Raw genomic sequence first — 19,828 nt, 5'->3', positions numbered from 1 at the left:
TCCCGGCATCTCGGCGCGCGAGATGCCGGAATCGCGGAACCTGGCGGGCCGGCGGGTCGGCTCAGCGGCGGAGCGTCGCCCGCGCCAACCGGTTGCCGACGAACTGGCCGAGCTGGACGATCACGACGATCGCCGCCACGGACACGTAGACGACCCACCAGTCGTACCGCTGCGACCCGTACGTGATCGCGTACTCACCGAGGCCACCGCCACCGACGAGCGCACCCTGCGCGGTCATGTCGACGATGCCGATGTAGATGAACGTGTAGCCGAGGATGAGCGGCCCGAGGCCCTCGGGGATGAGCACCGTCAGCAGGATCGACACCGGGTGCGCCCCGGAGGCCCGTGCCGCCTCGACGACGCCGGGGTCGACCGCCAGCAGGTTCTGCTCGACGATGCGCGACACCGCGAACGCCGCCGCGAGCGAGATCGCGAACGTCACCGCGGGGACACCGATCGTCGTCTGCACGACCACGCGGGAGAGCGGGGCGATCGCGGCCAGGAAGATCACGAACGGGATCGGTCGCACCAGGTTCACGACCAGGTTGATGACCGTGTACGCGCCGCGGTTGCCGAGCAGGTTGCCCGGTCTGGTGGCGTAGAGCAGCAGGCCGAGCGCGAGTCCGATGACCCCGGCGATGACGAGTGACACGAGGGACATGACGATCGTGTCGCGGATCGCGGCGAGGAACACGTCGAAGGTGTCGATGACGCTCTGGAACGAGTTGTTCATGCGCGTGCCTCCTCGTCGACGGTGATGCCGCCGGCTCGCAGTGCTGCCACGGCCCGGTCGGTGGCGGTGTCGGACCCGCCCAGTTCGTAGGTGAGCGACCCGATCCGGCGCTCCCGGATCTCGGTGACCCCGCCGAACACGAGCTCCGCGGTGACCCCGGCATCGCGGAACGCCTGGTCGATGCGCGCCTGCAGACCGGTCTCGTCGGTGATCCGCACGGACACGAGGCGTCCCGGGTGGCGCTCGCGCAACCGGGTGACGGTCTCGGCGGACGGGCGGTCGTGGAGTGCGGTGCGCACGAAGCGCTGGGCGGCGCCGGTGGTCGGGGCGGAGAACACGTCGTACACGTCCCCGACCTCGACGACCCGGCCCTGCTCCATCACGGCGACCCGGTCGGCGATCCGGCGGACGGCGTCCATCTCGTGCGTGATGACGATGATCGTCACACCGAGCTCGCGGTTCACGCGGCGGAGGAGCGCGAGCACCTCGGACGTGGTCTCCGGGTCGAGGGCGCTCGTGGCTTCGTCGGCGAGGAGCAGCTCGGGGTTCGAGGCGAGGGCACGGGCGATGCCCACGCGCTGCTTCTGACCGCCGGACAGCTGTTCCGGGTAGGCGTGTGCACGGTCGAGCAGACCGACGAAGTCGAGCAGCTCGGCGACGCGGCGGTCGCGTTCGGCCTTGGCGACGCCGGCGACCTTGAGCGGGTACGCGACGTTCCCGGCGATCGTGCGGGAGCGGAACAGGTTGAACTGCTGGAAGACCATCCCGATCCGGCGACGTGCGGTGCGCCGGTCGCGCTCGGGGATCGCGGTGAGTTCCTGACCGGCGACCGTGACCGTGCCCGAGGTGGGCAGCTCGAGTGCGTTGACGAGTCGGACCAGGGTGGACTTGCCAGCACCGGAGTAGCCGATGACGCCGAGGACCTCTCCCTGGTGGACGTCGAGGTCGACACCCTCGACCGCGGTGACGGTCTCTCCGGTGTCGGCGCGGCGGTAGCTCTTGGTGACGCCGCGGAGTTCGACGAGGGCGGCCACTACTCCGCTGCCGCCTTCGCGTCCTGCTCGACGGTGGCGAGCTCGTCCTGCAGCTCGGCGGCGTCCTGGTCGCGGGAGACCGCGTCCGGGTAGTCCTGCTTGAACGCCTTCTGCACGGCGTCGTCCTGGAACAGCTCGGCCAGTTCGAGGTACGTCTTGTTCGTCTTGTCCTCGTTGCGGACCGCGAAGACGTTCACGTACGGGGCGGCGGAGGAGCTCGTCGGGTCGTCGGTGAAGACCTTGTCCGACGCGGGGAGCCCGGCGGCGGTCGCGAAGTTGTTGTTGACCACGGCGGCCTGCACGGAACCCTGCTGCAGGGCGTTGGCGGTCTGCGAGGCGTCGAGCGGCTGCACGTCGACCTTGGCCGACTCGATGTCGTCCGTGGTCGAGAAGGCGCTGCCGCCGTCCTGCAACTCGAGCAGCTTCGCGGCCTGCAGCACGAGCAGGGCGCGGGCCTCGTTGATGGCGTCGTTCGGGATGGCGACCTTCGCGCCCTCGGGCAGTTCGGACGGCTCGTCGACCTTCGTCGCGTACAGCGGGAGCGGGTAGACGGCGGTGGAGCCGATCGGCTGCAGGTCGTCCTTCGAGGTCACGTTGTAGTTCGCCAGGTACTGGATGTGCTGGAACTGGTTGATGTCGACCTGCCCGTCCTTGAGCGCGGGGTTCGGCAGCGAGTAGTCGGCGAAGTTCGTCAGCTCGACGGTGACGTTCAACCGTTCCTTCGCGAGCTCCGTGTAGGTCTTCCAGTAGGGCAGCGCCTTGTCCGCGACGCCGATGGTGACGGTCTGGGCCTTCCGGTCGGACCCGGACCCGGCGGCTCCGGCCTGCTCGGAGCCGCCACCGCGGACGGCGACGACCACGAGGGCGACGACGATCGCGACGACGACGACTGCGGCCGCGACGATCCACCCGATGGGGCGCTTGCGCTTCGGACGGTCGGGCAGGACGGGTGCGGCGGTCATGGGTGCTCCTCGTGAGGGGGGGTCGCCCTGGTGGCAGGGACGGGTGCTGTCGGGTCCTCGGTCCGGTGTCGTCCGGCGGGGACTCCACGAGTGTGCACGGCGACGCGGACACGGTCGATTCGCGTTCCGTCGTGTTACGGGCGGCGTCCCCGGCGGGCAGGCTCGGAGTGTGCGCAGCATCGAACTCGTCCTCGACCCGGCCGCCGAGCGGGCCGTGCGCGACCTCTGGGATGCGCTGGTCGACGCCGACCTGCCGAGCATGGGCCGCCACACCTCGGCGACGAACGCGCCGCACGTCACGCTCGCGGCCGGGGACACCCTGCCCGTGCCGCCCGGCTTCGACGTGGCGCTGCCGTCGACCGTGCGCCCCGCCGGGCTCCTGCTCTTCCCGGCCGGCCCCGGTCGGCACGTGCTCGGGGTCGGCGTCGTGGTCGACCGCGCGCTCGCCGCCTTCCACGAGGCGGTGCACCGCGTGGCCCCCGGTGGCGTCGACACCTCGCTGCCCGGCCGGTGGGCACCGCACCTGACGCTCGCCCGGCACCCACGGGACGTCGACCTGCCCCGGATGCTCGAGGTGCTCGCGGCCGTGCCGCTCCCCGAGGAACTCGGCGTCGCCGGGGTGCGTCACTGGGACGGGGAGACGAAGACGGTCACCACCGTCGGCTGACGTCGGCGACCGGTCGCAGGCGCTCCGTCAGGTCGCCGCAGCCGACGCACCGGCCGCGCCACGGGCCTCCCGGGAGGCACGGCTCAGGTCCCGAGCACCCGCTCGCCGAACGCGGACGCGAACTTCCGGTCCGGGTCGCGGGTCGCGACCAGGGCGCGGAAGTCCGGCAGTCGTGGGTACAGCGCCGCGACCGCCGTGGCGTCGAGGGAGCTCATCTTCCCCCCAGTGCGGGCGACCGCCGAACGGGGCGAGCCGCACCTCCAGGTCGGGCAGCAGGGCGGCGACCTCCGCGGGGTGCTTCTTCCAGGTGAACGCGATGCAGAGCACGTCCTCGCCCTGTGTCGGGCTGAGCCAGAGGTCGTCCGCGGCCATGGTGCGGAGCTCCGACACGTGCAGGTGCGGCTGGATCCGGTGGGCCAGCCCCCGCAGGGCGTCGAGCGCGGCGGCGGCGTGCCGGAGCGGGACGAAGTGTTCGCTCTGCACCTCGGACCCGACGGAGGGCACGGCGTCGATCGGGAAGTGCGGCAGGCGGTCCCACCACGGCCCGACCGAGCCGTCCCGCGCCGTGTGGTGGCCGTCGCCCGGGGCACCCGGCAGACGTGGGGCACCGAGGAGGTCGGCGGGGACCGCGACGTCGTCGGCACCGTCCGGCACGCGGGACTTCACGAGCACCTCGGAGACGGTGTCGCCGAACACCGTGTACGCGCAGACCGAGTACCCGGCGGCGAAGACCTCGGCGGCACCGGCCGTGAAGGTGTCCCAGGCGATCGGGCCGTACGTGTCCTGCCGCATCCGGTACGAGGGCTGCACGTCGACGGTGACCCGCGTGACGATGCCGAGCAGGCCGAGGTGGATCGCGGCGCCCTGCATCGCCGGGTCACCGCGGCGGATCGTGCTCGTGGTGCCGTCCGGTCCGACGACCTCGAGCGCGGCGACCGCGGTGCTGAGCGACCCGAGCGCGGTGCCGGAGCCGTGCGTCCCGGTCGCGACCGCACCGCCGAGCGAGATGTGCGGCAGCGAGCCCTCGTTGTGCAGGGCGACGCCGGCGGCGTCGAGGTCGGGTGCGACGACGCCGTACCGGGTGCCGGCGCCCATGGTGGCCGTGCGGCGGTCCTCGGCGACGACGAGGTCGGTGGGCACGGCGGTGAGGTCGAGCAGGACGCCGGGGGGTGTCCGCGACGTCGTTGAACGAGTGCCGTGTGCCGAGTCCGTGGACGCGCGGACTCCGGGCGACGAGGTCGGCGACGTCGTCCAGCGAGGTCGGCCGGACGACGCGCTCGGCCGTGTAGGTGACCGTGCCGGACCAGTTCAGCTCGCTCGTCGTCGACCGCATGCGCCCACGATGCCACGGCGTGACCCGGCATCGCGCCCCCGGACGCACATCGCGCCCCGTCGGGACGGGGCGCGATGTGCGTGCCGGGGCGCGTGGTGCGCCTCGTGTGCGGTGGAGAGTGTCAGTGCATGACGGGTGCCGGGGCGCCCTCGGGGGGTGACGGGCTTCCGGACCATCGACGAGGCGACGATCCCGAACAGGGAGATCACGGCGCCGACCAGGAAGGCCAGGTGCACTCCGGACGCGGTGGCCGTCGCCGTGTCCGCGGCGTCACCGCTCGTGGCCGCGCTGGTGGCCCCGATCGTGAGGAGCGTGACGAACAGTGCCGTGCCCGCGGCGCCCGCGAGCTGCTGGGCGGTGCCGAGCACTGCGCTGCCGTGCGAGTACAGCCGCGGCGGGAGTCCGCCGAGCGCCGAGGTGAACAGCGGCGTGAAGGTGAGCGCGAGGCCGAGGCTCAGCACGACGTGGGCACCGAGCACGAACCAGACGCTGGTGTCCGCCGTGACGGTCGAGAGCGCCCAGAGCACGGCGCTGATGATGACGGAGCCCGGGACGAGCAGGACGCGCGGTCCGTGGCGGTCGTAGATGCGACCGACGATCGGGGACAGCAGGCCCATGAGCAGCCCACCCGGGAGCAGCAGCAGGCCGACGCTGAGGACCTCGAGACCGAGCACGCGCTCCAGGTAGATCGGCAGCAGGATGAGCGTGCCGAACATCGCCATGAAGCTGATCGCCATCGCGACGATCGGGATCGTGAAGCCCTTCGTGCTGAAGGTGCGGAGGTCGAGGAGGGCGGCGTCGCGACGCTGCAGTCGGGTCTGGCGGACGATGAACACCGCGAGGGCTGCGAACCCGACGACGAGCGAGGTGATCGGCAGCGCCGGACCGGTGGTGCCGCTCTCGCCGATGCTCGACAGGCCGTAGACGATCCCGCCGAACGCGAAGGCGGACAGGATGACCGAGGCCACGTCGATGGCCGACTTGCGGGGTGTCGAGACGTTGCGCACCTTGACCATGCCGAGCACGAGCGCGGCGAGCGCGATCGGGAGCACGAAGCCGAACAGCCAGCGCCACGAGAAGGCGTTGAGGATGAGGCCGGAGATCGTCGGCCCGATCGCCGGGGCGACCGAGATGACGATGGAGATGTTGCCCATCACGCGGCCGCGGTGCGCGGGCTCGATGAGGGTGAGGACGGTGGTCATGAGCAGCGGCATCATGATCGCGGTTCCGCTGGCCTGCACGATGCGCCCGACGAGCAGCATCGTGAAGCCCTGCGCGAGCACCGCGACGAGGGTGCCGGCCGAGAACAGGCTCATCGCCCAGACGAACACCGGGCGGGTGTCGAACCGCTGCAGCAGGTAGCCGGTGACCGGGATGACCACGGCCATCGTCAGGAGGAAGCCGGTGGTGAGCCACTGGCCGGTCGCGGCGCTGATGTCGAGGTCGTCCATGAGCCGCGGCAGCGCCACACCCATGATCGTCTCGTTGAGGATGACGACGAACGCGGAGACGAGCAGCAGCCCGATCACGAGTCGGGTGCCGGCGGGGGAGGGGGCTTCGAGGCTCCCGGTACGGGGCGCGGAGTCGACGGCCTGGGTCAAGGGGGGCTCCTGGAGGATCGTGGTGTGGCGCGCACCCGGACGGACGGGTGCCGAGGCTGGAAGCACTGACGGGTCCCGATCATTCCCGAGCCGGGGAACGTCGGGTGGAACGGCGTGTGGACGGTCAGTGCAGGATGCGGAAGCCGTCCTCGTCGCCGTGCGGCGCGACCTCCCGCACGGCCACGTCGGTGACGCTCGCCGAGGGCGGGCCGGAGCGGAGCATGACGACCAGCGCGTCGACCGCGGGTGCGGGGCCCTCGGCCTCGACCTCGACGGTGCCGTCGAACAGGTTCCGGGCGTACCCGGCGAGTTCGAGTCCGTCGGCCTTCCGCGCGGTCCACCACCGGAACCCGACGCCCTGAACCGTGCCACTGACGACGGCGTGCTTCCTCGTGGTCGTGCTGCCCATGCGGCCGATGCTAGGCGGGGTGTGTTTCGCCAACGTTCCGGCTACGTTCCGGTGCGGTGACCCTCGTGATACGGTCATCAGTACCCGAACAGATCGGGTCAGTAGGACCTGAACAAGAGGGGGGCATCGCGATGTCCGAGCCCGGGATCCGCGTCGCCGTCTCGACCGTCATCGTGGCGCTCCGCCCACATCCCGACACCGGCGTCCCCGCACTCTGGATGCCGCTCGTCCGCCGCGTGACCGAACCGCACGAGGGCTCGTGGGCGCTGCCGGGCGGATGGGTGGGCGCGGACGAGGGCCTCGACGACTCCGCGGCCGCGCGCCTCCGCGAGACGACGAAGGTGCAGCCGCGGTACCTCGAGCAGCTCTACGCGTTCGGGGACGTCGGCCGCTCCCCGAGCCGGGTGGTGTCGGTCGTCTACTGGGCGCTCGTGCACCCGGACGAGGCGAACGTCGTTCCCGACGACTGGAACGTGCGGTGGTTCCTCGCCGACGAGCACCCGCCGCTCGCGTTCGACCACGACCGCATCGTGGAGTACGCCCTCTGGCGGCTCCGGAACAAGGTGTCGTACTCGCGGATCGCGCAGGCGTTCCTCGGCGACCGGTTCACCCTCGCCGAGCTCCGCGGTGTCTACGAGGCCGTGCTCGGCCGGACGCTCGACCCGGCGAACTTCCGGCGGCAGGTCGCGCAGAGCAACGCGGTCCTGCCCACCGACGAGACCACGAGCGGCGACCGGCACCGACCGGCCCGCCTGTACCGCTCGAACCCCGACCTGTCGTACGCGGACAACGGCCCGCTGACGACCCGACCCACCACCGCGCACTGAACGGGGACGGAACCGTGTCCATCGCGACCACCATCGAACTGATCTCGAACGGCCGGGCGGCCGGCACCACCTGCACGCCCGACCTCGCCGCTCCCACCTGGGACTTCGACGCCGTGCCCGGGTACGGCCCCGGGTCGTCGATGTCCGACGTCATCCCGACGACGGCGCCCCGCCAGGGTGTGCTGCCGGACGAGTACAAGCACGCGCCCGACGAGGAGCTGCACGAGCGGATCGAGCGGGCGAAGGCGACCCTCGGCGACCGGGTGGTCGTCCTCGGGCACTTCTACCAGCGGGACGAGGTCGTGCGCCACGCGGACTTCCTCGGCGACTCGTTCCAGCTCGCGAACGCCGCCCTGACCAAGCCCGACGCCGAGGCCATCGTGTTCTGCGGTGTGCACTTCATGGCCGAGACGGCGGACATCCTGGCGCGGGACGACCAGCGCGTCATCCTGCCGAACCTGGCCGCCGGGTGCTCGATGGCGGACATGGCCGACATCGACAGCGTCGAGGCCGCCTGGGCGGAGCTGACCGCGCTGTACGGCTCCGACCCCGACGCCGACGGCCGTGTCCCGGTCATCCCGGTCACGTACATGAACTCCGCCGCGGACCTCAAGGCGTTCTGCGGTCGGAACGGCGGGATCGTGTGCACGTCGTCGAACGCCGCGACGGTGCTCGAGTGGGCGTTCGAGCGGGGGCAGCGCGTGCTGTTCTTCCCCGACCAGCACCTGGGCCGGAACACCGCGAAGGCGATGGGGATCAGCACCGACCGGATGCCGATGTGGAACCCGCGCCTGGCCGGGGGGCGGCAACACCGCCGCCGAGCTGCTCGACGCCCAGGTGGTCCTGTGGCACGGGTTCTGCTCCGTCCACCGCCGCTTCACGGTCGACCAGATCGAGCAGGCCCGCCGCGAGGACCCCGACGTGCGCGTGATCGTGCACCCGGAGTGCCCGATGGCCGTGGTGGACGCCGCGGACGTCGCCGGCAGCACCGACCTCATCCGGAAGACCGTCGCCGCGGCCACCGAGCCGACGTCGTTCGCGATCGGCACCGAGGTCAACATGGTCAACCGGCTCGCCGCCGAGTACCCGCAGCACACGATCACGTGCCTCGACCCGGTGGTGTGCCCGTGCTCGACCATGTACCGCATCCACCCCGGCTACCTGGCGTGGGTGCTCGAGGCGCTCGTGGACGGTGTCGTGCTCAACGAGATCGTGGTCCCCGCCGACGTCCAAGTCGACGCGAAGGTCGCGCTGGAACGCATGCTCGCCGCGAAGCCCCGCCCGCTGGGGACCCGGGCCTGATGCACGTCGTCGTCGTCGGGTCGGGGATCGCCGGCCTGACCGCCGCGATCCGCGCGAGCACCGAGCACGACGTCACCCTCGTCACGAAGGGCACCCTGACCGACGGCGCCACGGCGTCCGCGCAGGGTGGCATCGCGGTCGCCCTGGGGGGCCGACGACACCGCCGCCCTCCACCAGCACGACACGCACGTCGCAGCCGCGGGCACGGCGGACGCCCGCGCCGTCGACGTCCTCTGCACCGACGGTCCGGCCCGCGTGCGCGACCTGGTCGCCCTCGGGGTGCCGTTCGACCGGACGCCGGACCCGGCCGCACTCGACCGGTACGGCGACGACCTGGCGCGGGGGGCGCGAGGCCGCCCACGGGCGCTGGCGCATCCTGCACGCGGGCGGCGACGCGACCGGGGCCGCGGTCGAACGGACCCTCGTCGCCGCACTGCACCGCCGGCACGTCACCATCCTCGAGCGGACCTGCCTCACCGACCTCGTCGTCCGCCACGGACAGGTCGTCGGCGTCGACGTCCTCGACCTGCTCGGCGAACCGCGGCGGATCGACGCGGACGCGGTGCTGCTCGCCTCGGGGGGGAGCCGGCCACCTGTACCGCGAGACGACCAACCCGCTCGTCGCCACCGGGGACGGTGCCGCCGCGGCCTGGCGGGCCGGCGCCGTGCTCGCCGACCTCGAGTTCGTCCAGTTCCACCCGACGCGTCTCGCCGTGCCCGGCGGTGGGCTGGTCTCCGAGGCCGTCCGCGGTGAGGGAGCCGTCCTGCGGGACGAGCGCGGGCACCGCTTCATGCGCGACGTGCACCCGGACGCCGAGCTCGCGCCGCGGGACGTCGTCGCGCGGGGGGATCGCGAGCGCCATGCGTGCCCAGGGCGGGCGCCCCGTGCTCCTCGACGCGACCGGGCTCGACCCCGCGTTCCTGCTCGCCAGGTTCCCCGGCCTCACCCGGGCCACACGGGCGGTCGGCGTCGACTGGACCCGGGAGGGCGTCCCGGTCGCACCCGCCGCGCACTACGCCATGGGCGGCGTCGCGACCGACACCGAGGGCCGCACCAGCCTGCCCGGGCTCTCCGCCGTCGGGGAGGTCGCCTGCACCGGCGTGCACGGGGCCAACCGCCTCGCCTCGAACTCGCTGCTCGAGGGCCTGGTGTTCGCGGTCCGCGCCGCCGACGCACTCGGGTCCCCGCGCCCCGACCGGCCGCGGCTGCGCGGCGACGCGACGCTCGCGCCGACCGTCGTCGCCGATCCGCCGGACGGCAGGCGGGCCTCCCGTCCGGTGGACGGCGTGCGTCTGTCGGTCGGCGACCGGCCGGGAGGCCCGGGCCGGGTCGGCACCGACACCGCCGTCCGCGACGCGGTCCAGGCCGTGATGACCGAGCACGTCGGCCTGCTGCGCGACGCCGCCGGTTTGGCGGAGGCCCGGCGGGTGCTCGCCGTGGTGCCGGCGCCGCTGCCGACGACCGTGCGCCGTGCCGAGGACCGGGCGCTGCTCGACCTCGCCCGGGTGACGGCGCTCGCCGCCGAGGCCCGGACCGAGTCCCGCGGTGCCCACGCCCGGACCGACCACCCCGACACCGACCCGACCGCGCCGATGACGACCGCATGGGTCCGGGCCCGACCGGCCGGCCCGTCCGACGCCGCGCCCACCGCCCTGCAGGAGGTACTCGCATGACCGCTCCCGCCGCCCCGGCCGCTCCCACCGCCCAGGCCGCTCCCGCCGCCCAGGCCGCTGCCACCGCCCCGGCCGTGCCCGCCGTCACCGACCCCGGCACGGTCCCGCCGCACGTGCTCCGGCGGGTGATCGACACCGCGCTCGAGGAGGACGCGCCGTGGGGTGACGTCACGAGCGAGACCCTCATCCCCGCGACGGCGGCCGCGGCCGCGAGCCTCGCGGCGCGTGAGCCCGGCGTGCTCGCCGGCGGCGAGGTGTTCGTCGCCGTGATGCACGCCGTCGACCCCGACCTCGCCGTGTCCGTGGCACTCCGCGACGGGGACGTCTTCGCCGCGGGGGGACGTCATCGCGAGCGTGACCGGGTCGGCCCGGTCCGTGCTCCGTGCCGAGCGGGTCGCCCTCAACCTCGTGCAGCGCATGTCCGGGATCGCGACCCTCACCGCGCAGTACGTCGCCGCCGTCGCCGGGACCGGTACCCGGGTCGTCGACACCCGGAAGACCACGCCCGGCCTCCGCGCGCTCGAACGACACGCGGTGCGCTGCGGCGGCGGCCACAACCACCGGACGTCGCTGTCGGACGCGGTCCTGGCGAAGGACAACCACCTCGCGGTGCTCCTGGCCGGCGGCACGGACATCGGCGACGCGATCCGGGCCGCACGACGGCGTCTCGGGCACACCGTGCACCTCGAGGTCGAGGTGGACCGCATCGACCAGATCGAACCCGTCGTCGCCGCGGGCGTCGACACGGTCATGCTCGACAACTTCACCGTGCCGATGCTCGAGGAGGGCGTGGCCCTCGTGGCGGGCCGCGCGCTCGTCGAGGCGTCGGGCGGGGTCTCGCTCGACACGGTGGCCGCGATCGCCGCGACCGGGGTCGACCTCGTGTCCGTCGGCGCCCTCACGCACTCGGCGCGGGCGCTCGACCTCGGGCTCGACGTCGACGTCCGCCCGGTCTGACGCCGTGTTCTACCTCGACCGGGCCGCGACAACGCCCGTCCGCCGCGAGGTCCTCGAGGCGATGTGGCCGTACCTGACCGGCACCTTCGGCAACCCGTCCTCCACGCACGAGGTCGGGGACGCCGCGGCCCGGGGCCTGGCAGGTGCGCGCTCGGCGGTCGCCCGCGCCCTGGGCTGTCGGCCCGGCGAGGTCGTCTTCACGAGCGGCGGCACCGAGGGTGCGAACACCGCGGTGAAGGGCATCGCGCTCGGTGCACCCCGCGGGCGGCACGTCGTGACGAGCGCCGTCGAGCACGAGGCCGTCCTCGAGAGCTGCCGGTACCTCGAACGGCACCACGGCTTCACGGTCACGGTCGTGCCGGTCACGGCGGACGGCACCGTCCTGCCCGAGACCCTGCGCGCGGCACTCCGCCCGGACACGACGCTCGTGACCGTCGCGCACGCGGACAACGAGATCGGCACGGTGCAGGACGTGCGGGCACTCGCAGAGGTCGCGCACGCCGTGGGTGCGCGGTTCCACACCGACGCCGTGCAGTCCGCACCGTGGCTGCCGGTCGGGCTCGACGTGCTCGGGGTCGACGCGGTCTCGGTGTCCGGGCACAAGCTCGGTGCGACGAAGGGCATCGGGGCCCTGGCGGTCCGGGCCGGTGTCGCGCTCGAGCCACTCCTGCACGGCGGTGGACAGGAGCGCGGCCGACGTTCGGGCACGGAGGACGTCGCGGGTGCGGTCGGTCTCGCGGCGGCGTGGGGGGAGTGTCCTCGCCGGACGGGACGCAGCCGCGGGAACGGCCACCACGGTCCGGGACGCCGTCGTCGCCGGGGTGCTCGCCCGGGTGCCCGGCGCCGTGCTGACCGGGTCGCCGGACCGCCGACTGCCGGGACACGCGTCGTTCTGCTTCGCGGGCGTGCTCGGCGAGACGGTGCTGCTCGAACTCGAGCGCCGGGACGTCGTGTCGTCGTCAGGGAGCGCCTGTGCCGCGGGCAGCACCGAGGCGTCGCACGTGCTGACGGCGCTCGGCCTGTCGGAGGACGTGGCCCGCTCGGCGGTGCGGTTGACCTTCGACGAGACGCTGACCCGGGCGGACGGCGAGCAGGTGGTGGACGCCGTCGTGGCGGCCGTCGCGGCGGTCCGGATGCTCGGCTGACCCCGTGTACTAGACGTTCTACTCCAGCTCTGGGGCCGTGTCCCCCCCTTCTGCGGACAGGAGGTGTCCGGCAGAGTGGTCACATGGCCAACGTGACGATCCGACCGGCGACGCAGGACGACCGCTTCCGAGCGGTCCAGCTCCTGCCTGCGCCCGCCACGGTCCTCGCGCTGGCAGTCGGCGCAACGCACGGCCTCGATGCGCTGCCCCTCGGCGTCATCGCCGTCGTCGGTGCCCTCGCCACCCTCGCGAGTGCCCTGCTGCCGGCGCACCTGGACCGGGCTGGACGGTCCATGGCGGCGCCGACGGAGGCCGACCGGTACCGGGAGGGCCGGCTCCACCACTGACCACCCGAGGTCTGCACCGCCGTGCTGGCGGTGCGCTGGACCGGACGCACCCCCCTGATGCGCGTCCGGCCGGGACGCCGGCCCCTGCCGTGCTGCTCCCGGAACGACCGGGCCCGCTGCGGATCCGGGACGATCGACCCCTGAACGATCGCTCCCGTTCCCCCCTGAGATCTGCGGCGGGTCCGGTCCCGTCAGGCCGAGGTGCGGTGCGCCACGGTGCCGGGCCAGTGGTAGTCCAGGTCGTCCGGGACGTCGGGGAACAACGGTCGGTAGTGCTCGGGCGCCTTCTGCACGAGCTTGGACCGGTGCGACAGGTGCACCCGCTCGTCCGTGTTCCACGACGGGACCTCGAAGTCCCCGCGTTCGTACGCCACGAGGTCCTCCGGCACGAGGGCCAGGTCCGCGAGGGTCTTCTCGAGGCACGTGTCCGCGTGGCCGCGCTCGAGCCAGACCCGGCACGTCGCGTCCTGGTACGCCATCAGCGCCGGCCGGAAGCCACGCCACATCGCGGTGACCGGGTGGTGCTGCCAGCCGTAGTCCGGCAGCGTCAACGCACGCATGACCTGCAGCGTCTCGACCCGTTGCTTGCCGAGACGCTTGTCGTCGAGCACCTCGGCAGAGGCCCGGAAGTCGGCGAACGGCAGGAAGGTCTGCATCTGTCGGACGGTACGCCGGCGGGCCGGGAACCGACACAAGTCGTCACAACGACACCCTGCTCGGCGGGCACGTGTGAGCATCGAGCGCATGAGCGGAACCCTCGTCGTCGGTGTCAGCGGCAGCCCATCGGACCCGTCCCGTACCTCGACGCTCGTCGGGGCGACGGTGGAGCGGCTCGTGGCCGAGCTGCCCGACGCCGAGTCCGTCACCGTGGAGATCGGGCCGCTCCTGGCCGACCTCGGTGCCGCCGCCGGGCGGGAGCAGATGGCCGCCGAGACCCAGGCCGCACTGGCGGCGGTGGAGGCGGCGGACGTGCTGGTCGTCGGGAGCCCGGCGTTCCGCGCCGCGTACTCCGGTGCGTTCAAGCTGTTCTTCGACTGGATCGGCCAGTACGACCTCGTCGACACCCCGGTGCTGCTCACGGCGACCGGCGGCAGCGACCGCCACGCGCTCCTCGTCGAGCACCAGATGCGACCGCTGTTCGGGTTCTTCCAGTCGACGACGCTCCCGCTCGCGGTGTTCGGGAACGAGCGCGACTTCACGAAGCGGGCCGGCGGGTACGACATCGCGAGCGTCGACCTCGAGCTGCGGATCGACCAGGCCGTCCGTCGGGCGCTGCCGATCATCCGCGGCGGCTTCGTCGCCGCCGGCGTCGACGACGTGCGGCGGCCGGCCGACTTCTGACGGGCCTCCCGGCCGGCTCGCCGGACGCCCCCCGTCACGGTGAGACGCCCCGGGAGGCGCGAGACGCCTCCGGATCCGGCGGCGCCGCGACGACGTGGCGGCGTCTCGGCTCTCGGCGTCTCGGCGGGACGCCGCCGTCAGCGGGGCAGCAGCGACGCGAGGTGCGCGACGGCCAGCCGGTACCCGTCGGCGCCCGCGCCGGCGATGACGGCGGTCGCCGCGGTGGCGACGTGGTCGACGTGCCGGAACGGCTCGCGCTTCCACGTGTTCGACAGGTGCACCTCGATGACGGGGACGCGCAGTGCCTCCACGGCGTCGTGCAGTGCGATCGAGGTGTGCGCGTACGCCGCGGGGTTGATGACGACGCCCGCGAAGTCGTCGAGCGCCTCGTGCAGCCACTCGACGAGTTCACCCTCGCGGTTCGTCTGTCGGAAGTCGGCCTGGAGCTCGTGCACCGCGGCCTCGGTGTGGACGATCGCCTCGATCTCGGCGAGCGTCACCGTGCCGTACTGCTCCGGGTCACGGCGGCCGAGGATGTCCAGGTTCGGGCCGTTGAGGACGAGGATGCGCATGCTCCGAGCCTAGCGAGCGGCCGTGGCCGGGGCGGTTCCGCCACGGAACGGTTGCGCGAGCGGGCACGAGGGGTCAGGTTGGTCTCGACGAAGGGACCGCACATGTCGACCATGGTGTTCATCAACCTGCCGGTGTCCGACCTGGACCGGGCGACCGGGTTCTACCGGGCACTCGGCTACCCACTGAACCCGGTGTTCAGTGACGACACCGCTTCGAGCATCGTCATCAGCGACACCGTGTACGTGATGCTCCTCACGCACGCGAAGTTCTCCGAGTTCACGGACAAGACCATCGCCGCGTCGGACACGATCGAGGTCATCAACTCCCTGAGCGCCGAGACGAAGGACGAGGTCCACCGGATCGTCGACGCCGCGGTCGAGGCCGGCGGGACCGAGGACCGACCGGAGATGGACCTCGGGTTCATGTTCCAGCGCAGCTTCGTCGACCCGGACGGCCACCGCTGGGAGTACGTCTGGATGGACCCGGCCGCGGCCGAGGACGGCCCGCACGCCGACTGACGCCGCACCGGTCGTGCCGTCCGCCAGGATGGGACGATGACGACGGATCTCGTGACCGGCGAGGACGGCCGCGCCCGACCGCTGTGGGCATCGGTCGACCCGATGCTGCGGGAGTACTACGACACCGAGTGGGGCATGCCCGTCCGGGACGAACGAGGCGTCTTCGAGCGGCTGTCGCTCGAGGCGTTCCAGTCCGGCCTGTCGTGGCGGACGATCCTGGCCAAGCGCCCGGCGTTCCGGGCGGCCTTCGCGGACTTCGACCCCGACGTCGTCGCCGGGTTCGGGGAGGACGACGTCGCACGGCTGCTCGGTGACGCGGGCATCGTCCGGAACCGGGCGAAGATCGCCGCGACGATCACGAACGCCGGCGCGACCATCGCGCTGCGGGCGGACGGCGGGCTGGCGGACTTCGTCTGGTCCTTCCGGCCCGCCGACACCCCGAGGCCACGGACCGTCGCCGAGGTCCCGACCACCAGTCCCGAATCGACCGCGCTGTCGAAGGCGCTGCGGAAACGGGGGTTCGCCTTCGTCGGACCGACCACCATGCACGCGCTCATGGAAGCGCTGGGGATCGTCGACACGCACCTCGTCGGCAGCCACCGCCGGGGGACGTCGGGCGTCTGGCCCGACTGACGAGCCCGTCCGCACCGGCGTCAGTCGAGCGGGAGCCGCATCTGCAGCGAGGCGACCTCGTACCCCAGCTGTTCGTAGAGCTCGCGCGCGCCGGTGTTGTAGCCGAAGACGTTGAGACCGATGCTCGTCGCGCCCTCGCTGCGGGCGACCTCGTGGGCGAGCTCGAACGCTCGTCGCGCGTGCCCCTGCCGGCGGTGGTCGACGTCGACCTCGATGTCGAACACCCACCAGTCGCTGCTGCCCGGGGTGAACGGGCCGATCCAGAGGTGCCCGACGACCGTGTCGTCCTGGTCGGTCAGCTCCCACACGTGGTGCCCCGCCGCGGGTGACCCGCCGGGGAACCAGGTGTCGAGGGAGCGCTGCTTGTTGGCGTCGGCCTGCTCGCGGCTCTCACCGGACCGCACGCGGGACTCGACGTACTCCGCCATGGAACGGTCGAGCCACCCGGGGAGTCGGTCCGCGGGCATCGGCACGAGGCGGACGGCACGCATCGGCCGCTCCGCTCGCCCGTCGTCCGGGGCCGTCACCGGTTGCCCTTCGAGCCGCGCTTCGGCTTGCCGGACATGCCGCGCGGCGTCCGGCCGCGTCCCGTGGAGTTCTTCCCGCCGCCGCTCTTCGCGCCGGTGCCCTTCGTCGCACTCCGCTTGGCGACGGTCTTCGCGTTGGACGCCGTGGCCTTGCCACCGCCCTTCGCCGGGCGGGCACGGTCCGCGGTGTCGGGATCCGGGCCTCCCGGCTGGTCCGCCTGGTTCCGAGAGCTGTTGGCGGTGCGGCCGCGGACCACGCCGATGAACTCCTCGGTCAGCTCGGAGGCGTCCTCGTCGCGCCAGACCAGGGCGACGCGGGTGCCGGGGGGAGCCGGCCAGCGGTCGGGACACGAGGTCCTTCCGGCTCGCCGCGCGGAAGAGCGACTGCGGTAGGACGACGACGCCGACGTTCGCCTCGACCAGGTCGAGCGCAGCGGACACGTCCGGCGGCACCGGGCCGGCGTCGAGGACCGTGACGTCGGCGAGGTCCGCCTCGGTCACCTCGTCGAGGTCGGCGAGCGGGGAGTCCTTCGGGGCAGCGACGACCGCGGTCTCGGTCCAGAGCGGGATCGCGTGGTGCTGCTCGGGCACGGGCATCCGGGCGAACACCATGTCCGCGTCGCCCTCGATCGCCGCGGTGACGCCGTCGGCCTCCACGGGCAGGAGCACCAGGTCGACGTCCGGACGACGCTCCCGCCACACCCGCACCCACTTGGCGGGGGGAGACCCCGGGTACGAAGGCGATGGCGAGCGCGGTCATGCACCCGAGCATACGGGCCGTACCCTTGTCACCATGGCCCAGGAACAGACCATGAAGCCCGAGACCGCTGCCAAGAAGCTCGGCGTCCTCCTCTCGGCGACCCCGGAGTCGTTCCGCGCGGGCCCGATCGCTCGCACGACGTTCGACGAATTGCAGAGCGAGCCGCCGACGTGGCTCCAGGACCTCCGTCGCGACGGGCCGCACCCCCGCCCGGTCGTGGCCGCGCGCCTCGGCGTCTCGATCTCCGGACTCGCCCGCGCCGGCGTCGACGACGTCCTCACCACCGAGCAGATCAAGCAGCTGCTGCAGGAGATGCCCGAGTGGCTCGTCCGCGAGCGCTCGACCCAGGCCGCGGTCCGCTCCGAGAACGTGCGCGTGAAGCAGGAGCGCGCCGCCCGCACCGAGGGCTGACACCCCCCGATGCACGCGACCGTCGCCGACGCGGTGCTCGTCGTGCCGCAGTTCGCCTCGGTCTGCTGCATCGTCGGGGACCGGTACCGCCCGCGGCCCGGGGTCATCGTGCCCGCGGCGGTCATGCTCGTCGCCATGCTCATGCCCGTGGTCCAGGCCGGGCCGTCGTGGACGATCCTCGCCGCGGCGCTGCTGCTGTTCCTCGCGCCGCTGCCCGTCGTGCGACGGCGTCGGGGTGACGGCCGTCGCGCGGAACCGATGGACGTGCACCGGGCGCTCTCGGCGGTGGTCATGGCCGGCATGCTGTTCATGGGTCACGCCTCCGAACTCGTCGGCGGTGCCGTGCACGCGCACGCGCTCGTCCTGACGGCGGTGCTCGGAGCCGGGGTGATCGGGTACTGCGCCTTCAGCGGCTGGCTGCTCCGGTACGAGTGGGCCCGGGAGGACCGCCGTGCCGTCCGCAGCGGCGAGGTGTTCGCCATGACCGTCGCCGTCGTCGGGATGACCCTGGCGATGTGACCCGGTCCCGCCGACGCGGTTGCCCGGCGTCACGGGAGCACCGCGTTACGGTTGCGTGGTGTCCGACCGCATCGTCCGCCGCCCCGACGCTCCGTCGCCCCGACTCGACGAGGTCGACGAGCGGATCCTCTGGGTGCTGGCCGCCGATGCCCGGATCCCGAACAACCGACTCGCAGCAGCGGTCGGCATCGCTCCGTCGACGTGCCTGGTCCGGGTCCGTGCGCTCGAGGACGCCGGCGTCATCGCGGGCTACCGGGCCGAGGTGGACATCGCCCGGCTCGGGTTCTCGATCGAGGCGATGGTGTCCGTGCGGGTGCACGCGGCCGCACGCCACGAGCTCCGGGAGTTCGCGAAGCGCCTGCTCCGGGTGCCGGTGGTGCTCGACGTGTCGTTCCTGGCCGGCGACAAGGACTTCCTCGTGCACATCGCGTGCACGTCCACCGAGCAACTGCGGGACTTCGTCGCCGACGAGCTGAGCGGTGACCCCTCGGTCGCGACGACGCAGACCTCGATCGTGTTCGAGCGGTTGGTCGCCGACCGGGAGCACCAGGCCCGCTCGTACGGCGAGCTGCGCCGCTGGCAGGCCTAGCGCCGCAGCCGCTCCGGCCGGGTCAGCGCGTGCGGACCATGGGGGGTGTGCGGGATGGCGTCCTCGAGGAAGTCCTCCCCCCGAGCGCACGAAGCCGAACTGCGCGTACCACTCGCCGAGGTGTGCCTGCGCGTTGATCGCGATGCTGGGGGACCGGCTCTCGGCGATCGCCGCCGTCATCAGCGCCGCCCCGAGCCCCTTGCCGCGGGCGTGTGCCGCGGTCGCGACGCGGCCGATCCGCTCGGTGCCGTCAGGCTCGCGGAGGAGTCGCAGGGTGGCGTCGACGGACCCGGTCCCGGCCCAGAACTGCACCGTGCCCGGCTCGAGGTCGCGGCCGTCGATGTCCGGGTAGGCGCACTCCTGCTCGACCACGAACACGTCCTGCCGCAGACGGAGGATCTCGTGCAGCGTGACGATGTCGAGGTTGCGAGTGGGGGGCACTGAAGGTCGAGGTCACGCCGTTCCTGACTGTTCGATGTGAATGAGGAGCAGGGCACCGGTGCTGGTCTACCGTGCCGGTCAACCACTCTACGTGCGCAGCCGAGATCAGGAGGTGAGCGCATGGACGCGACGATGCGTGCACCCTGGCGCACGGTCCTGCGATGGGCGCTCATGGCCTGCGGGATCGTCGCAGCCGTCGTGCTGCTCTCGATCGTCCTCGGCGCCCGACCGGCTGCCGCTGTCGGTGGTTCCCTGCTCGGGAGCGGGGCGCAGACCCAGGCGGCACCGCGGCCCGACGGCCTGGTCGGCGGAGTGGTCTCTGGCGTCGGCAGTGCTGCCCAGCGCGTGACGAGCGGGGTCGGCGACGTCGTCGACCGCGCCGTGGCACCGGTCCGCAGCGCCGTTCCTGCCCCCGTCCCGCCGGCTCCGCGCCCGGTCGCCCCGGCACCGGCCGCTCCGGCTCCTGTGGCCCCGGCCCCCCGTCGCGCCGGCCGCTCCGGCACCCGTCGCATCCGCCCCGGCGGC

At 72.9% G+C, this 19,828-nt stretch carries 19 protein-coding genes and 8 pseudogenes; 16 read left to right on the top strand and 11 right to left on the bottom strand.

Going from position 1 to position 19,828, the window contains the following annotated elements:
* Nucleotides 1–61 precede the first annotated feature (61 nt).
* From DEJ15_RS14335 to DEJ15_RS14325, 3 genes are read right to left on the bottom strand one after another with little or no spacing between them, the layout of a single operon-like run.
* Entirely contained in the window at nt 62–733 is a 672-nt protein-coding gene (locus tag DEJ15_RS14335; protein ID WP_110824693.1) for a methionine ABC transporter permease, read from the bottom strand.
* Nucleotides 730–1,767, bottom strand: coding sequence for a methionine ABC transporter ATP-binding protein (locus tag DEJ15_RS14330; RefSeq protein WP_110824692.1), 1,038 nt, complete (start codon nt 1,765–1,767; stop codon nt 730–732). The genes DEJ15_RS14335 and DEJ15_RS14330 overlap by 4 nt, the downstream gene beginning before the upstream one ends.
* Entirely contained in the window at nt 1,767–2,729 is a 963-nt protein-coding gene (locus DEJ15_RS14325; protein WP_110824691.1) for a MetQ/NlpA family ABC transporter substrate-binding protein, read from the bottom strand. Before DEJ15_RS14325 ends, DEJ15_RS14330 begins: the two co-directional genes overlap by 1 nt.
* A 169-nt stretch (nt 2,730–2,898) precedes the next feature.
* On the opposite strand from DEJ15_RS14325, the gene DEJ15_RS14320 reads away from it, so the two are divergent.
* Entirely contained in the window at nt 2,899–3,396 is a 498-nt protein-coding gene (locus DEJ15_RS14320; RefSeq protein ID WP_110824690.1) for a 2'-5' RNA ligase family protein, read from the top strand.
* 27 nt (nt 3,397–3,423) lie between these two features.
* On the opposite strand, the gene DEJ15_RS14315 is transcribed toward DEJ15_RS14320, so the two are convergent.
* From DEJ15_RS14315 to DEJ15_RS14300, 4 genes and pseudogenes are all read right to left on the bottom strand, one after another.
* Entirely contained in the window at nt 3,424–4,188 is a 765-nt protein-coding gene (locus DEJ15_RS14315; RefSeq protein ID WP_284176219.1) for a D-arabinono-1,4-lactone oxidase, read from the bottom strand.
* Nucleotides 4,189–4,299: 111 nt separating this feature from the next.
* Nucleotides 4,300–4,557 (bottom strand): annotated as a pseudogene (locus DEJ15_RS14310) (FAD-binding protein); the annotation flags it as partial.
* A 147-nt stretch (nt 4,558–4,704) separates the two neighbouring features.
* Entirely contained in the window at nt 4,705–6,330 is a 1,626-nt protein-coding gene (locus DEJ15_RS14305) for an MDR family MFS transporter (protein WP_284175159.1), read from the bottom strand.
* 124 nt (nt 6,331–6,454) lie between these two features.
* On the bottom strand, nt 6,455–6,739 hold the full coding sequence (locus DEJ15_RS14300) for an acylphosphatase (protein WP_110824687.1): 285 nt from the start codon (nt 6,737–6,739) through the stop codon (nt 6,455–6,457).
* 131 nt (nt 6,740–6,870) lie between these two features.
* Here DEJ15_RS14300 and DEJ15_RS14295 point away from each other — a divergent pair, with 131 nt between their 5' ends.
* From DEJ15_RS14295 to DEJ15_RS14260, 9 genes and pseudogenes are all read left to right on the top strand, one after another.
* Nucleotides 6,871–7,566 (top strand): NUDIX hydrolase, encoded by a 696-nt coding sequence (locus DEJ15_RS14295; RefSeq protein ID WP_110824686.1) that lies wholly within the window; start codon nt 6,871–6,873, stop codon nt 7,564–7,566.
* 14 nt (nt 7,567–7,580) lie between these two features.
* Nucleotides 7,581–8,868, top strand: a pseudogene (nadA, locus tag DEJ15_RS14290) (quinolinate synthase NadA).
* Nucleotides 8,868–8,954 (top strand): annotated as a pseudogene (locus tag DEJ15_RS18770) (FAD-binding protein); the annotation flags it as partial. The pseudogenes nadA and DEJ15_RS18770, both read left to right, overlap by 1 nt.
* Nucleotides 8,955–8,994: 40 nt before the next feature.
* Nucleotides 8,995–9,397 (top strand): annotated as a pseudogene (locus DEJ15_RS18765) (FAD-binding protein); the annotation flags it as partial.
* Nucleotides 9,398–9,461: 64 nt separating this feature from the next.
* Nucleotides 9,462–9,653: pseudogene (locus DEJ15_RS14280) on the top strand (FAD-binding protein); the annotation flags it as partial.
* Nucleotides 9,654–9,729: 76 nt separating this feature from the next.
* Complete coding sequence (locus DEJ15_RS14275) at nt 9,730–10,542, top strand: FAD-binding protein (protein ID WP_284175158.1); 813 nt, start codon at nt 9,730–9,732, stop codon at nt 10,540–10,542.
* A 113-nt stretch (nt 10,543–10,655) separates the two neighbouring features.
* Nucleotides 10,656–11,499 (top strand): annotated as a pseudogene (gene nadC, locus DEJ15_RS14270) (carboxylating nicotinate-nucleotide diphosphorylase).
* Nucleotides 11,500–11,503: 4 nt separating this feature from the next.
* A pseudogene (locus tag DEJ15_RS14265) lies at nt 11,504–12,644 on the top strand (cysteine desulfurase family protein).
* Between the two features lie 83 nt (nt 12,645–12,727).
* Nucleotides 12,728–12,991 (top strand): hypothetical protein, encoded by a 264-nt coding sequence (locus tag DEJ15_RS14260; protein WP_110824681.1) that lies wholly within the window; start codon nt 12,728–12,730, stop codon nt 12,989–12,991.
* 191 nt (nt 12,992–13,182) lie between these two features.
* On the opposite strand, the gene DEJ15_RS14255 is transcribed toward DEJ15_RS14260, so the two are convergent.
* Nucleotides 13,183–13,647 carry an MSMEG_6728 family protein gene (locus DEJ15_RS14255; RefSeq protein ID WP_110824680.1) on the bottom strand — a complete coding sequence of 155 codons (465 nt, stop codon included), beginning with the start codon at nt 13,645–13,647 and terminating at the stop codon, nt 13,183–13,185.
* 88 nt (nt 13,648–13,735) lie between these two features.
* Between DEJ15_RS14255 and DEJ15_RS14250 the strand changes: the two genes are divergently transcribed.
* The gene (locus DEJ15_RS14250; RefSeq protein WP_110824849.1) at nt 13,736–14,332 is read left to right on the top strand and encodes an NAD(P)H-dependent oxidoreductase; all 597 of its coding nucleotides are present in this window, start codon (nt 13,736–13,738) and stop codon (nt 14,330–14,332) included.
* A gap of 137 nt (nt 14,333–14,469) precedes the next feature.
* On the opposite strand, the gene aroQ is transcribed toward DEJ15_RS14250, so the two are convergent.
* Nucleotides 14,470–14,904 (bottom strand): type II 3-dehydroquinate dehydratase, encoded by a 435-nt coding sequence (gene aroQ, locus DEJ15_RS14245; protein ID WP_110824679.1) that lies wholly within the window; start codon nt 14,902–14,904, stop codon nt 14,470–14,472.
* Nucleotides 14,905–15,006: 102 nt separating this feature from the next.
* Here aroQ and DEJ15_RS14240 point away from each other — a divergent pair, with 102 nt between their 5' ends.
* Both DEJ15_RS14240 and DEJ15_RS14235 read left to right on the top strand, forming a co-directional pair.
* The gene (locus tag DEJ15_RS14240; protein ID WP_110824848.1) at nt 15,007–15,423 is read left to right on the top strand and encodes a VOC family protein; all 417 of its coding nucleotides are present in this window, start codon (nt 15,007–15,009) and stop codon (nt 15,421–15,423) included.
* Nucleotides 15,424–15,459: 36 nt separating this feature from the next.
* The gene (locus DEJ15_RS14235; RefSeq protein WP_110824678.1) at nt 15,460–16,056 is read left to right on the top strand and encodes a DNA-3-methyladenine glycosylase I; all 597 of its coding nucleotides are present in this window, start codon (nt 15,460–15,462) and stop codon (nt 16,054–16,056) included.
* A gap of 20 nt (nt 16,057–16,076) precedes the next feature.
* Here the strand turns inward: DEJ15_RS14235 and DEJ15_RS14230 are convergent, their stop codons facing one another.
* Nucleotides 16,077–17,291, bottom strand: coding sequence for a GNAT family N-acetyltransferase (locus DEJ15_RS14230; RefSeq protein WP_284175157.1), 1,215 nt, complete (start codon nt 17,289–17,291; stop codon nt 16,077–16,079).
* Between the two features lie 85 nt (nt 17,292–17,376).
* Between DEJ15_RS14230 and DEJ15_RS14225 the strand changes: the two genes are divergently transcribed.
* The 3 genes from DEJ15_RS14225 to DEJ15_RS14215 are packed head-to-tail and all read left to right on the top strand — an operon-like array spanning nt 17,377 to nt 18,862.
* Nucleotides 17,377–17,754 carry a DUF5997 family protein gene (locus DEJ15_RS14225; protein WP_110824675.1) on the top strand — a complete coding sequence of 126 codons (378 nt, stop codon included), beginning with the start codon at nt 17,377–17,379 and terminating at the stop codon, nt 17,752–17,754.
* A 9-nt stretch (nt 17,755–17,763) separates the two neighbouring features.
* A complete protein-coding gene (locus tag DEJ15_RS14220; RefSeq protein WP_110824674.1) occupies nt 17,764–18,273 on the top strand; it encodes a hypothetical protein in 510 nt (169 codons plus the stop codon).
* Nucleotides 18,274–18,331: 58 nt separating this feature from the next.
* Nucleotides 18,332–18,862 (top strand): Lrp/AsnC family transcriptional regulator, encoded by a 531-nt coding sequence (locus DEJ15_RS14215; protein WP_110824847.1) that lies wholly within the window; start codon nt 18,332–18,334, stop codon nt 18,860–18,862.
* 138 nt (nt 18,863–19,000) lie between these two features.
* Here the strand turns inward: DEJ15_RS14215 and DEJ15_RS14210 are convergent.
* Nucleotides 19,001–19,234: pseudogene (locus DEJ15_RS14210) on the bottom strand (GNAT family N-acetyltransferase); the annotation flags it as partial.
* Nucleotides 19,235–19,828 lie beyond the last annotated feature (594 nt).

This window comes from Curtobacterium sp. MCJR17_043, from assembly GCF_003224315.2.
In the GTDB taxonomy this organism is placed as follows: Bacteria; Actinomycetota; Actinomycetes; order Actinomycetales; family Microbacteriaceae; genus Curtobacterium.
The sequence above is the reverse complement of the archived record's forward strand: the minus strand, read 5'-3'. Positions and strand labels throughout refer to the sequence as shown.

What these genes read in the sequence shown, in the direction of transcription:
- DEJ15_RS14335 (WP_110824693.1), bottom strand. Translation starts at nt 733, where the DNA reads ATGAACAACTCGTTCCAGAGCGTCATCGACACCTTCGACGTGTTCCTC.
- DEJ15_RS14325 (WP_110824691.1), bottom strand. Translation starts at nt 2,729, where the DNA reads ATGACCGCCGCACCCGTCCTGCCCGACCGTCCGAAGCGCAAGCGCCCC.
- DEJ15_RS14315 (WP_284176219.1), bottom strand. Translation starts at nt 4,188, where the DNA reads ATGCGGCAGGACACGTACGGCCCGATCGCCTGGGACACCTTCACGGCC.
- DEJ15_RS14300 (WP_110824687.1), bottom strand. Translation starts at nt 6,739, where the DNA reads ATGGGCAGCACGACCACGAGGAAGCACGCCGTCGTCAGTGGCACGGTT.
- DEJ15_RS14295 (WP_110824686.1), top strand. Translation starts at nt 6,871, where the DNA reads ATGTCCGAGCCCGGGATCCGCGTCGCCGTCTCGACCGTCATCGTGGCG.
- DEJ15_RS14275 (WP_284175158.1), top strand. Translation starts at nt 9,730, where the DNA reads ATGCGTGCCCAGGGCGGGCGCCCCGTGCTCCTCGACGCGACCGGGCTC.
- DEJ15_RS14260 (WP_110824681.1), top strand. Translation starts at nt 12,728, where the DNA reads ATGGCCAACGTGACGATCCGACCGGCGACGCAGGACGACCGCTTCCGA.
- DEJ15_RS14255 (WP_110824680.1), bottom strand. Translation starts at nt 13,647, where the DNA reads ATGCAGACCTTCCTGCCGTTCGCCGACTTCCGGGCCTCTGCCGAGGTG.
- DEJ15_RS14250 (WP_110824849.1), top strand. Translation starts at nt 13,736, where the DNA reads ATGAGCGGAACCCTCGTCGTCGGTGTCAGCGGCAGCCCATCGGACCCG.
- aroQ (WP_110824679.1), bottom strand. Translation starts at nt 14,904, where the DNA reads ATGCGCATCCTCGTCCTCAACGGCCCGAACCTGGACATCCTCGGCCGC.
- DEJ15_RS14240 (WP_110824848.1), top strand. Translation starts at nt 15,007, where the DNA reads ATGTCGACCATGGTGTTCATCAACCTGCCGGTGTCCGACCTGGACCGG.
- DEJ15_RS14235 (WP_110824678.1), top strand. Translation starts at nt 15,460, where the DNA reads ATGACGACGGATCTCGTGACCGGCGAGGACGGCCGCGCCCGACCGCTG.
- DEJ15_RS14225 (WP_110824675.1), top strand. Translation starts at nt 17,377, where the DNA reads ATGGCCCAGGAACAGACCATGAAGCCCGAGACCGCTGCCAAGAAGCTC.
- DEJ15_RS14220 (WP_110824674.1), top strand. Translation starts at nt 17,764, where the DNA reads ATGCACGCGACCGTCGCCGACGCGGTGCTCGTCGTGCCGCAGTTCGCC.